Here is a 13,491-nt window from a genome sequence, read left to right on the forward strand (position 1 = left end):
TGAGATTTAATACATTTATTTCGAAAATTTTGGAAGAGTTTTGATTTTGTGACTAAATTCACATAATAAGTAGATTTAAAATTATAGAATAACATTGTAAATAAATGGGTTATTAGGGTATCTAAAGAATCAATGGATGTCATTAGGTTTGGGTTAACAATTTTATCTAAAAGCATCTTTCTTCTAGATAAAAATAATATAAAGGAGGTTTACATATGTCGAGTGAAAATCAATTCAAAACTCGCTCCGTGAACGACGACAAGGATCTATGGACAGAATTATTTGATCAGGTAGAAACATTGGAAAATCGTGACGAAATGGCCTGCATTAATCTTTGTTGCTGGAATTGTTGTTTCCAAATTTGAGTCGATGAAAAAAGCCGTTCTCTGCGGCTTTTTTTTACGAATAATTCTTTAATACCCAATATAAGTGATTCACAATAAATTATACAATTAAACAATATTTTTTAATAATTCCAAAATTGTATAGAGGTGAAAATATCATGATAGTAAATAAATACCATTTAAGATATGAGTTTGATGAAAAAAACCTTGTTATCAATACTTTGACAGGTGCTGTAGATTTTTTCTCTGCAGAAATGCTTGATTTACTGGATTCAGCAGAGAGTTGGGAACTATCTAATTACCCGCCTGAGCTTAAAGAAGACGATATCGAGTTCTTATTGAGGAGAGGCTACATTTTTGAGAATAATGAAGATAAGGAGCGACGATTAAACCAAGCATCACAAATCATGAATTATGATCAATTCATGCATTATATTATTTGTCCGACTTATGCCTGCAATTTTCGTTGTACATATTGCTTTGAAGATCATTTGCTTCATGAGAGTACACGCTTCATTACCGAAGAACAAATAGAGCATGCGTTTTCCGCAATTGATATTCTGCATAAAGAAAGCGGAATGGACAAAGGATTAATTAACCTATTCGGAGGTGAGCCCCTCTTACCTCCCGCCAAGAACATGGTAGAAAAAATCTGCGAAGAAGCGGAAAAACGAAATTTTATAATCGGTTGTAATACAAATGGTTATCACTTGAAAGCTTACGCCGACATTTTAGAACGCTTTCGCGATTGTTTAAGTGTTATGGTTTCTGTCGATGGCCCTGAGGAAATACATGATAGTCGGCGCTTTTTATCTGGAGGACAGGGTACATTTCAACGGATACACCAAGGCGTTAATGAATTATTAAACCGTAACATCCCTGTTATGATCCGGATTAATATAGATCAAACTAATATTAAAACTGTACCTGAGTTAATAAAGTACTATCATCAATGCGGCTTCTTCGGGCATCCTTCCTTCTCAATAACCTTTGCTCCTGTAACAGATCATACTTGTCTAGGTCTGAGTTCTACTTTGATGAAAGGTTATGAGATTGCAAAGTCTTTAATCCGACACGTCCCTAACTTTACAGAACTTGAAAAACAAAAGAAGATCGGCCTTAGTCCTGAAATGTTCCGTTTCTTCCGGACAGGCATGTTACTTGATCCTGAATTACAAGATAGAGTTGGGATTATTTCGCCACAACTTGTCTACTGTGAGGCTACTGAAGGAAAAACCTATGCTTTTGGACCTGATAATAATATGTATGCATGTCCGGATTTAGTGGGAAAATCAGAATATCGCATCGGCCAGTTCTCCCCTGTTTTTACGAAGGAACCCGTTTTTGACCAATGGAGAAATTTTAATGTTCTACAAATACCCAAATGCAAAGACTGCTCTGCAGCAATGATTTGCGGCGGCGGCTGCGCTGCACAAGCTTTATCAACATACGGAGATCTGGACCTTCCTTGTTGTCCGGATGCAAAGAACATGCTTGGTCAATATCTACACGAATTGCAGGAGGAAGCTGCACAATACGAGGAGGTTAAATCATGATCAAAAGCACATATAATTCTATTCATCCTATTAACAATGGGAATTATATCTTGATTAATTCTCTTAGTGGAGCAGTAGATGTAGTGGATGGTCTAGTAAAGGAACGGCTAGATCGGATTGAACAGACTAATCTGCAACGAGATAATCAAGATGAGGTTGAACTACTTACTTTTTTCAAAAAAAGAGGGTATATCTTTCATAGCCTTGCAGAAGAACAACAAATACTTTTTAAAGTTAAAGATGCAATGGAAAAAATGACGGCAAAGAGTAAATGGGGTATGACCTTCAATGTTTGTACAACATATGCTTGTAATCTAAGGTGCCCCTATTGCTATCAAGGCCATCAAATTCATGACCATAATCATGCATTAGACTCAGATGAAATAACCAAAATGTTCGAAGCTATTACTCAAATTATTAAAATGGAAGAAAATCGTGGCCGCTTCATAGGAGCACAACATCGTATGGTTTTATATGGAGGAGAACCACTTCTTCCGCAGACTAAAAATACAGTTAAAGAAGTGGTAGAACGTGCTGTTAATGAATATGGTTTCCGTATGTGCGCTATTACTAACGGGACATTCTTGCATCAATTTTTAGATATTTTTCAACCTTACCGTGACCAATGGGATTTCTTTCAAATTTCACTTGACGGCCCCAAAGCTGTTCACGATAAACGGCGTATCATGGCTGGTGGACAAGGAACATTTGATCGTATAGTCCAAAATATTGATATGGCCCTGGAACGAGGCTTTGCCGTTGCTACTAGGACAAATGTTAACAAAGAAAATCTGGGTCATCTGGTCGAACTGGCTAATTTCATTGAACAAAAGGGCTGGAATAAGTTCCCCCACTTTGGTTGGCAAGTCACGCCTGTTACTAATCACTTCAGTGAACCAATGCCCGACCACTTACCTGAACATGAACTGTTGATAGCCCTATATGAAATGTTCGGCGACTTGGATTCTTTTATTGATAAATACAACGCAAGACTGGGATCAGTGATAAACATGCGCACCTCACGAATTAGAAACACGATCCGATCTTTTGATTGGAGCAGGATGGACGATATGGATGCTTGTACTTCCTCGGGGGTCACTAGTGTTCCACATTTTAAAGAATGCAGCGCGCGCGAACAACGTTTCTATTCATTTGGGACAGAAGGACTTATCTATGCCTGTCCCGACTCTGTAGGCCGTGCAGAGACCGCCGTTGGATCATTTTTCCCAAAATATGAGCTGAATTCTGAAGCTCATCAGCAATGGGACCGGGGAATTACAGATTCCAAGGAATGCACGGAATGCTCTATCTCTCTCTTTTGTGGTGGTGGTTGTGCTTATGCCAATTTAATGAGGAATGGAGATATTACAAAGCCCTATTGTAATTATGCCAATGAAACAATAGATGTTTATATCAAACATAATAAACACCTTTTCGAAGAATTGGGTACCGTCTAAAGAAAGAGGGGGATAATTATGAATGCGATAGCAGCAACAAAATATCCCCAATTGATACCCTATATTATCCATGAAATGGATGTTTGGGAAGAGGGGGCTCGCTATTTAGTTCACTTTGACAATGGTCTACAAATGAAAGTAACAGAAAAGATTTTAACCATTTTTAACTGTATGGACGGAAAAAAGTCGCTTTTAGAGATTTCTGAGCAATTATTAGAGAAATATGAAGTTGCCCCACGCTTAGAAGAGCTACAATATTTATTAGAACATCTTCTAACTGAGAAGGGTATCGTTGTAGGGAGCGAAAAAATAGCAGAACATTCCTCGGCCATCCGTTTTCGTACTCCACTATTAAATGCAAGCCGACTGGAAGGCTGTTCCCAACCCTTTCAGCATCTTTTTTCTTTAAAAGGTATTTGTATTTTTGGAGTTCTTATGAGTATTGCCCTCTACAACTACATAATAAATTTAAGTCTTTCTGCAAATAAAGCAGATTTAGGTTCTTATCTTTTTTGGATTATTACTTTTTTCATGATTTTGTTTTCGGCTATATTCCATGAATTTGGGCATACAGTGGCGGCTTTTAAATATAATGTTAAACCAAGAGATATGGGGATCGGATTGTTTTTTTTAGCCCCTGTTCTTTTCGTGGATTTGAGTGATGCTTGGAAAGCAAGTAGAAAAGAGCGAGTAGTGATCGACCTTGGAGGTATATATTTTCAATTATGGATATTTATTATATATGAATTATCATCTATAATAACAGGGAGCAATATACTATTTACTGCCAACCATTTTATTTTGCTTTCCATTATTAGCAATCTAAATCCATTATTACGTCTTGATGGTTTCTGGGTACTTACAGATATCCTCGGAATTCCCAACCTGCATACTAGAACTTTTACATTGGTAAAACAAGGATTATTGGGATATGTATGTAGGAAACGACTTTTCCGCGAGAAATTTAGATTAAATATTATCAATATGAGCAGTACTTACAAGAAAGTGTTTTTAGCGTATTCCTCTTTATACTTAATTGTTTTCAGCATTGCTTTAATGTATATGTTACGTTTTATTTTTTCATTTACTTCCCTCTTTCATTCTTGGAACTGGACAAACTTCAAAGGCCTTTTGATAGTGATTGTGATATTAATTCTTCATTTCACCATATTACTTATTAAAAAAATTAACAGAAAGAAGGAAAATTCAGTTGATTGTAGAACAACCGATTCTGGCCATCCAAAATCTTAACAAAGAGTACGAATCCGAAGCCGGCATAATATCTGTTCTTAAGGGAATAAATCTGAAGTTTTACAAAAGTGAGATTGTAAGCATTATGGGACCCAGCGGCAGCGGAAAATCAACCCTGCTTGGGATTATGGGATCCCTAGATAAGCCTAGTACAGGGAAAATCGCACTTGAGGGTAAGTCAATCGAATCTTTATCTGAAGAAAAACTTTCTGATTATCGCGCACAAAAAATTGGGTTTGTTTTTCAATCCTTCAATCTAATCTCTACAATGACCGCTCTTGAAAATGTAATGCTTCCCATGTTCTGCATCAAAGGCACCCGACATAGTGAAATACGTAAAAAAGCAGAAGAAATGTTGAAGCTTGTGGGGATGGGCGATCGGATGAAGCACCTGCCTAATCAACTATCCGGCGGACAACAGCAACGTGTCGCTATTGCAAGAGCTCTGATTAATAAGCCCTCTCTAGTCATTGCTGACGAGCCAACCGGCAATTTAGATCGTGATTCCGGACAGAAAGTTCTTGACCTTATCTTCCGCTTAAAACAGCAAATGAGAATGACCTTCATTATTGCTACCCATGATCCAGAGGTTGCTTCAAAATCCGACCGAGTGATTTACATTAGAGATGGAAGGGTTGAAACTGAGGATCCTTGTCTGAGTAAAGGAAGGTGAATATCTGATGATATGGCTGAGCTCTGCCGGGAGAAGTTTATTACGTAACAAATTAAGAACAATTTTCACTATATTGTCTCTCATTATTGGAAGTGCAAGTTTCTTTAGTATGTTCCTATTATCTGAATTGGCGCCACGTTCTATTGAGAATTCTGCCAAACTGCTATTAGGTGGGGATGTATTAGTCCAGTCCTACCTTAAGCCACTACAGAGCAATATAGTGAATGATATATTCCAAGACATGGGAGAAATCGACAGCCATTCATCTTCATATGTCGGACAGAGCATGGTGCAATCCAAAAATAAAACAACAAGCGTGATCTTGAAGGGAATTGATACGAAGACTTACCCTTATTATGGGGAAAATCAATATCCTGGCATCCGTTCACTTCAAGCAAATGAGGTCCTTCTTGCTGATAATGCAGCAGATCGCCTACAGGTAAAGGTTGGAGAAAAAATTTGGTTGCCGAGCGCGTCTGATGGAAGTCTGCATGAGTACAAGGTAAAAGGATTAGTACTTAATGTTCAAGAGTCTTACGGAGATGCGGATATTTTTGGAGCTGCTTATCTTCCGTTGAATGAAGCAGCTAATCTGCTAAACGCTCCAGCCGGAAGCACAAATGAAATTCTTATCCATTGGAAAGCGGGCACACCAAAGACTTCTTGGCAAGCAGAACTTGAGAAGCATCTGCCAAGTGCTACACTAACGGACACGAAAGAGCGGACAGACGAAAGCTTGGCTCAAGCCAAGACCCTTCTTTTACTTTTACAATTGTTCAGTCTGCTTGCACTGGGAATCAGCGCTTTGACAGTTTCAAATACAATGAAGCAGGCAATGAGCACTAGAATGCGCGATATTGCAGTTATGAAGGCAATAGGTGTACGCTCTCGCTCAGTTGCCGGTACCTTTTTAACAGAAGGTATTCTTATCGGGACGATAGGAACTATTACTGGAATAGTAACAGGTCTTCTAGTGAGTACTTGGTTAACTTCTTACGTAGGCAAAATGTTAGCTATACCGTTGTCTTGGGAGTTTTCATGGAAAGTCACAATTGTTACCTTCGCAGTAGGAATGCTAATGGCACTGATATCAACATGGATTCCTCTAAAAGGAATGCTCATCGTCTCTCCTATGCAGCTATTGCTTGAAGGAAACCATCAGATCCCTTCTTATCGGGTACGCTTTTGGAAAAGAGGACTCTTATTATTACTGATTTCGCTAGTTGTAGCATTCTACTTACAAAAAACACTTTTTCTGGGTTCAACCGAATCCATTAGTTCTAGAGTCGTTCTATCTTTTTTAGGGATTCTACTGATTATTATATTGGTAAGTATATTTGTGAAGGTATGTTCTTCTGCTTTCTCTTTCATTTTCAGAGTGGTTGGAAGCATGAGGAAACTCATCTCTCCTCGTTGGTTTATCCCTTTTCATAATTTATCATCTGGAAGAAAACGATACGGACTATTGGCTCTTATCTTGAGTGTTGGTGTTGCATCAGCAGTATCAAGCGAACTTTTCGCTGATAACTTAACTCAGTCTGTCAGTCAACAGTTAGAGACCGAGGCCAAAGGAAATCTACTCATCACAAGCTCCTTAGTAGAGTCTGAAGCAGTCAAGGAAGCTTTTCAATCTCTCGATATTAAAAAGTGGACAGAGGGTGTCCAGATGAACGGTCTTTTAAGTTCAATTAACGGAAGTGAAGCAACTTCTCTTTTTCAGCAAAAGTCAGACGGGAATAAGTTCTTCGCTTCCAATAAATTGAGCATTGAAGGTGTTGACCCTTCACTTGCATCAAGGTCCTATTCCATTATTGGTGGACGTGACCTTATAGAAGATGATTCATCGCACAAGACCGCATTATTATTGGAAGATTATCAACAGTTGGGAATTAAGACAGGCGATACAGTTGAAGTTACAATGGGAGAAAAGAAGATTCCTTTCAAAATTGTTGGCTTTTTTGAATCAGGGTTCGTAAAAACAGTAGGTATGAGAACAACTAAAGATATATTGTCTAAATATGGGGCGCCTAACCGGGTAATGTTTTCTATTGACGGAGGGACCCTGACTACGGGTTTACTCTCTGAATTAAACGGTGTACTTCCAGCATCCGCTATGGCGTATTCAGTATCAAGTACAGCCTCCGAAAGCTTAAATTCAATGATACGTATGATAAGTGTATTCTTCTCTATAGTGACTTTATTTGCCTTCATTACAGCGATACTTACCATCGGGAATCAAATTGTGATAAGCCTTTTAAGAAAACGCAGAGAAATTGCAATCATCAAAGCAGTGGGAGTATCCAATGGTAAGACATTACGGTCAATCTTGTTAGAGAACTTTGTTTTATCTTTAGTCTCAGGAACTGCTGGTACAGGGATAGCTTTGTTGTTAACGACTGTAGCTCTAAAACTTATGTTCAAGTTACCTGTCCTGGTTGATGTTAAATGGGTGATTTATGGGATTGGCCTATGTGTTATAACCACACTCTCAGTGGCTTGGATAGCGGCGAGGCCTGCTCTGCTTACTAAACCTACGCAGCTCTTACAGACCAACCAGTTATGATCTAATAAGGCTCTAATGAATTGGTACTTAAATAGTTACTGTCCCTCTCTATTACGCAGAGAGGGATTTTTTTATACCTTGTCATAACTACGTTTGGTGTAAAAATACATTAATTTGTGATACGGTTCACAGTATTTTAATTGCCTCAATATAAAGCTCGATCCTCACTTCATTTCCGACTATAATTCCACCGGTTTCCAGAGGCGAGTTGAATTTCAAACCAAATTCATTACGATCAATACTGGCTGTTGAATGAAATCCTACACGTTCCCGTCCGCGTGGGTCCTTGTTTAGTCCTTCAAATACAGTATGAAAAGTAACAGATTGGGTTACTCCATGCAGAGTTAGATTGCCTGTAAGTTCATATTGCCGCTCACCAGCAAAGACGCAGTTGGTGCTTTGAAACGCAATGGTTGGATACTTGGCAGCATGAAGGAAGTCGTCGCCCCTCAAATGTTCATCTCGTTGCGCTTGGCGAGTTGTGATACTATTTGCGTCTATGGAAGCCTGAATACCCATAGTTGTTAACTCGTTGGGATCAAAACTTAAGATAGCCTGGAAACGCTCAAATACTCCTTTGATTTTATTAATCATTAAATGCGTCACCGAAAACTCGACGGAGCTGTGGTCCGGATCCACTTCCCATTTGATATTACTCATGAATAAATTCCACCTCTATAATAAGATTATGAGCAAGGTCACCCTATCTCCAAAACACTGCGCTACTCGCTATACCCCTAATATACAAAAACGCTACTGACAACGTTGTGTCAGTAGCGTTTTAGCATTTTTGCGGCTTCCTCGTAAATCCGATTTCAGAATGGTTCCCCATTGAATCCGTAATTCCTTTTACCCGAATATCCACCATCGCAATAAACATTGAGCTGTGTGTGAACAGTCATAATCTGCAACTAGTCGAATCTTTGCAACGATTCAAATAAACGCCTTAAGTTATTCAATAAGCTGTTTTTTTCCTCTAGAGTCCAGTCATCCAAAGCTTCATGCAAAATGCGTTCACGGGTGAGGCTAATCATTGCATTGATTTCCTCCCCGCTTTTCGTCAATTCAGACACACGAATGCGGGAATCTGCACTTGATGGATACGTATGAACCAACCCCGCGTTTTCTAACTTATCAATTTGCCGGCTAACACTCGAATAGTTTTTTCCCATCATGGCGGCCAAATCACCAACACTAGTCGGTTGGAGATGCACGATGCCCACAAAGACACGAAAGGTTGCTGCTTCCAAATTTACGCCAGCATTAGCAATCATCTTCTTATCACGGTCTGGCCTATTGATAATGGAAACTAAATCGATCAGTGCTTTAAAAATATCGTTTTCCATTTTATTTCACCCTTACAACAGGACGAGGCATTAGTGGGGCATTCCAAGCCTCTTCAATATCTTCTAGAGCGAACTCTTTTGTGGTAATTTTTATCTTCCCCTCGGCAGCCATTTCAAAGACACCTCTAACAGCAGATAGCATATCAGCTTTAGAAACACTCTTATCTCCGCTACCTACGAGTTCGATTGTTGATGAGCGTAAAAGAGATGAAGGTAAATGAATGCTTTCTTGGCCAGATGAAGTTCCAATGCTTACAAAACGAGTTGAACGATCCGTTTTCGCCTTAACAAGAGCTGACATGATAGCGAGTGCGCTGTCGCCCCAAAGATAATCCAATATAACATCAACACCTTCAGCAATAACTGGCATTAGGGCGTTTTCAAACATTTTTTGACCGTTGTCGGCTGTCATATCAAATGCAATAGCCTCATCAGCTTCAAGTGCTTGCAACTTCGATTCGTTGCGTCCTGTTACAATGACCTTCTTGGCCCCCAGACCCTTAGCAATCTGAACTGCTAAACTACCGGATGCACCAGTAGCGCCATTAATCAATACAGTTTGACCGGATTTAAAACCAGCTCGAAATACCAATGCAGCCCATGACGACATAGCAGGGTTGGCGATAGCGGCAGCAGTGAGATCATCAATACCATCTGGTAAACGGACAGTCAGCTTTTCGTTGACGATTGTTTGCTCAGCCAAACTGCCATATGGTGCAGTAGGCAGCGCAAAGTAAACACGAGACCCATCTTTCAAAGTTCCTACACCGTCGATACCGGCTACAATTGGAAAGTTAACTTCAGAAGAGTAGTGCATACCCATTGAACGGAACTTGCTAACTCGACTCAAGGCTGTGGCCGTAACGTTAATTATAACTAGCCCCTCTGTCCCAACGGGGGAATCAAAATGACCCATTACGGGAATCGTCCCCTTATCCTTTACGATTGCTGCCTTCATATTTACACCCTTCTTCCACCCCATATTATGTGCATATTGCACATAATAAAGTATAACACAAATTATGTGCAATATGCACATTTTATTTGGAATCCATATCCGGACGCAAGTCCATTAGCTTATTTCCAAAAGAAACGGCTGGTCAGGTTCCCCTGATCCAGCCGTTTTTTGATTACTTTAATATTACATTATCGATTAGTACTGCCGTATCGTAGATACTATCTCCTTGATCCCAAACATGGAACCGAAGGACAATGGAGCCCTTGCCGGCAAATTGGCTTACATCAAATTGTACATGCTTCCAATTCGTCATGTATGTTGTATGATCCCCGCCGTAGAAATCAATCGCTACTTTGTTCTCTTCAATCCAATAGGCCGTGGATTCATTAATCGATTCAGCCCCGATAATAACAGAATCATTGCCATAGACACTGGACGTCACTGTATTGCCGCCATTCATGTGAGAAGTAATGAGGGAAGCCGTATTAATGTATACACTGGAAGTTACCGTTGCTCTGAAGGTGTCATTGAATTTGCTTCCAACGAATTCCTTAGGCTCCTCAGAAATGAAATTGTAATCAAACGATAGGGTTGTTGCACCCGCTGGAACAATGAAACTTTGCTCGATATAACTATCTGAATTGTAGTCATATCCTCCTTGATCATTGTTTTCATACCCAAGGCCAGTGCTGATAATAGCCATGTAGTTCCCCTCTGGCGGTTTAAGCGGTCCCAGCTTGGAGATCACCCGAACATCGCCGTTTCCATTCCAGCCGGTCCAAGTTCCGTTTTCAAAGGTTCCGTTGATGACCCCTTCGGTCTTAGTGCCAATGCTGCTTCCTTTCATGAAGAATGCCGCCAACCCATCGTTTGCTCCATGGGCAGCCACTGCTGCTTGAAAGGCTTTTTCGGTTGTCATGTTCTCATCGTTTAAAGCGGTAAATACGGATTTAGCAATAGCTTGATCATATGCAAGCTTTACATAATCGGTATATCCATAATAAGTGCCAGCACCATTGTTGATGAAGGCATCTGCCATGGAATCGTTGTACGCGCTGCGGCAGCTGCCATTATATACGATGGTATCAGGAAGCATATCGTTGTACCGTGTAATAAAAGACGGTGTAATAGCATAATAACCGGATATAATAGCCAATCTTCCCTTTTTCAAGTCCAACTCATAGGTCTTTTTGCTCTCTGTCGTTGCCTTTTCTCCTGTCAGGAACATGACTTGCGGTCCAGCGTATTTGAAATCAATGCCGTATTTATTATGGAGCTTCTGTAGCACTATTTCATCATAATAAGTATCTCCGTGGGTATCCAAGACCACGACGCCATACTGATTCAGTCCTTTAAAGAAATTCACGCCCGCTGCGGTGTCCTTTACTCTTTCCACAAGGAAAGGGTAACTCGACTGGTCAAAGCTGTGATATACAGCGTCATAAACAGTCGAAGATGGAAGTGTGCCGGAGAACGGAGAAATTACAGCAACCCGCTGGCTTCCTATGGTGGCTACAGTTTGTTCCACATTTTGCGTTAGCGCCTCAGCCGCCAATGCAGTACTGGACGCAGCCTCTTCTACGGTGCTGCTTAACCCTTTTGTATTCTCAGGAGCTGCGGATATCCCCCCTAGAATCCCGTTGTCCAGCAAATACCAGATGCTTCCTCCTTCACCCGAAATTCCAGCATGCTCTACTTCTGCTTGGGTTTGGAGCCAAGCCACAGTTTCTTCCTTTGCTTTTTGCAAATTACCATATGAAGTAGCCAGTTGATCAAGCTTACTCTGTGTATTATTTTCAATGATTTCCGTTTGTGCAAGCTGTTCATCCGTAAGATGCTTCATTACAGATAATTTAAAAACTGTGCTGCTTGGCACATCTCCCACAAACGCCTGCAGATTTATGTAACCCTCCGTACTTTCAGTCAATACTGCTTTGCCACTGTACAGCCCGTCTGCCTCAAGACTGTCTCCATGGGCTTCCAAACCGTCATCGTACAACGAAATGATTTGGGAAATCACTTTGCCGCTGTCATCTACTTGATAGACACTAGCGATTACCGTTCCTGCCGCATTAATCGATGAGCGGAATATAACTTCTGTTGGCTCTTCCACATAAATGGCATCTGAACTCTCCCCCTTCACCACAACCTGGAGAGCATTTGCCGGTGCCGGGGTTGCCGGTGTCGGTGTCGATGTTGGTGTTGGTGTTGGTGTTGGTGTCACTGGTGCTGGGGTTGCCGGTGCTGGGGTTGCCGATGCTGGCGTTCCCGGACCTGAAGCTCCCGGCGCTGGTGCTGTCACAGATGTCCCGCGGTCAGTTGTTGCCGGGGTGGCAGTCGGTGTTACCTCAGGACTCTTGCCCTTATTAACCTCTTCAGCCAGAAGCTGTTTGGATTTCTCGACATATACTGACTTATTGGTTTTGAACTCATAAGCCAGACGAGCCAGAGCTTGGCGCTCCGCATGCTCTTTGGGTTTGAATTTCAGGGTGCCGTCACTGCCTTGGACCCCGTTGATGAAACCATTTTTAAAGGCAAGGGATACTTGCGCTTTTGCCCATTCGGACACCTCTGAGATATCTGACAGCTTGCTATCAACCGGGAGCTTCTTCGCTGTTTCATCCAATTCGAAAGCTCGGATGAAAAATACGACCAGCTCTTCACGGGTGACATTTGCATTAGGACTGAAGGTGGTCGCCGATGTCCCCTCCGTAATGCCTGCCTTTACCAATGCACCTACATAACCGCGATACCAACTGTTCGCGGCAACGTCTTTAAACGGTGCGGCTTGATCAGCATTTGCTTCTAGACCCAACGACAGGACTATGATTTTCGCCAGTTCGGCACGTGACATAGCCTTTTTCGGTTTAAAAGAGTTATCTTCATACCCTGAGATTATTCCTGCTTCAGTTAATGAATGAATCTCCTTTTGCGCATAAGAGCCTGTGATGTCTTTGAACTGTGCGGCCTCACCAAACACCATATGTGGCGTAAGAGTGCTTACTAATAGGGCAAACACAATCATCAGACTGAGTTTACGGCGTGCTGCTTGGAATAACATTGTTTCTTCCCCCTTCTTACTCTAAAAATATCAATGAGTCTGTCGTCCTAGTGAGTTCCAAGGATGGCATTTTACACCATTATTCGACAACTTCTTGATTCTACAATAGGACCAGGGTAATTTACAATGTCTATTACATAAAAAAAATAGATATATTTGTAGACTGGAGATTAAATGGCATAAAAAAAAGACCATCGAGTATAAGCTTGGATTGATGGCGATTTAATCTTTTATCGTATTATTCTTCACATGCACCAATATTTTACAATGATAAGCTTAACA

General features: G+C 40.8%; 9 protein-coding genes. 5 read left to right on the top strand and 4 right to left on the bottom strand.

Annotated features, from left to right (window positions below; genetic code table 11):
* Window positions 1-502: 502 nt before the first annotated feature.
* From NYE72_RS30150 to NYE72_RS30170, 5 genes are read left to right on the top strand one after another with little or no spacing between them, the layout of a single operon-like run.
* The gene (locus tag NYE72_RS30150) at window positions 503-1,900 is read left to right on the top strand and encodes a radical SAM protein (RefSeq protein ID WP_036682396.1); all 1,398 of its coding nucleotides are present in this window, start codon (window positions 503-505) and stop codon (window positions 1,898-1,900) included.
* Window positions 1,897-3,357, top strand: a complete 1,461-nt coding sequence (locus tag NYE72_RS30155) for a radical SAM protein (protein WP_036682397.1) — start codon at window positions 1,897-1,899, stop codon at window positions 3,355-3,357. The genes NYE72_RS30150 and NYE72_RS30155 overlap by 4 nt, the downstream gene beginning before the upstream one ends.
* An 18-nt stretch (window positions 3,358-3,375) precedes the next feature.
* Window positions 3,376-4,608 carry a hypothetical protein gene (locus NYE72_RS30160; RefSeq protein ID WP_052097394.1) on the top strand — a complete coding sequence of 411 codons (1,233 nt, stop codon included), beginning with the start codon at window positions 3,376-3,378 and terminating at the stop codon, window positions 4,606-4,608.
* Entirely contained in the window at window positions 4,568-5,281 is a 714-nt protein-coding gene (locus NYE72_RS30165; protein ID WP_036682398.1) for an ABC transporter ATP-binding protein, read from the top strand. The genes NYE72_RS30160 and NYE72_RS30165 overlap by 41 nt, the downstream gene beginning before the upstream one ends.
* Before the next feature lie 7 nt (window positions 5,282-5,288).
* On the top strand, window positions 5,289-7,844 hold the full coding sequence (locus NYE72_RS30170) for an FtsX-like permease family protein (protein WP_051491238.1): 2,556 nt from the start codon (window positions 5,289-5,291) through the stop codon (window positions 7,842-7,844).
* Window positions 7,845-7,970: 126 nt separating this feature from the next.
* On the opposite strand, the gene NYE72_RS30175 is transcribed toward NYE72_RS30170, so the two are convergent.
* From NYE72_RS30175 to NYE72_RS30190, 4 genes are all read right to left on the bottom strand, one after another.
* Window positions 7,971-8,504, bottom strand: a complete 534-nt coding sequence (locus NYE72_RS30175; RefSeq protein ID WP_036682399.1) for a YceI family protein — start codon at window positions 8,502-8,504, stop codon at window positions 7,971-7,973.
* Between the two features lie 251 nt (window positions 8,505-8,755).
* A complete protein-coding gene (locus NYE72_RS30180) occupies window positions 8,756-9,190 on the bottom strand; it encodes a MarR family winged helix-turn-helix transcriptional regulator (RefSeq protein WP_036682401.1) in 435 nt (144 codons plus the stop codon).
* A gap of 1 nt (window position 9,191) precedes the next feature.
* Window positions 9,192-10,148, bottom strand: a complete 957-nt coding sequence (locus NYE72_RS30185) for a zinc-binding alcohol dehydrogenase family protein (protein WP_038573919.1) — start codon at window positions 10,146-10,148, stop codon at window positions 9,192-9,194.
* A gap of 172 nt (window positions 10,149-10,320) precedes the next feature.
* A complete protein-coding gene (locus NYE72_RS30190; RefSeq protein WP_038573921.1) occupies window positions 10,321-13,209 on the bottom strand; it encodes an S-layer homology domain-containing protein in 2,889 nt (962 codons plus the stop codon).
* Between the last annotated feature and the right edge of the window lie 282 nt (window positions 13,210-13,491).

The sequence above is a fragment of the Paenibacillus sp. FSL L8-0333 genome, from assembly GCF_037965665.1.
GTDB lineage: Bacteria > Bacillota > Bacilli > Paenibacillales > Paenibacillaceae > Paenibacillus_AQ > Paenibacillus_AQ odorifer.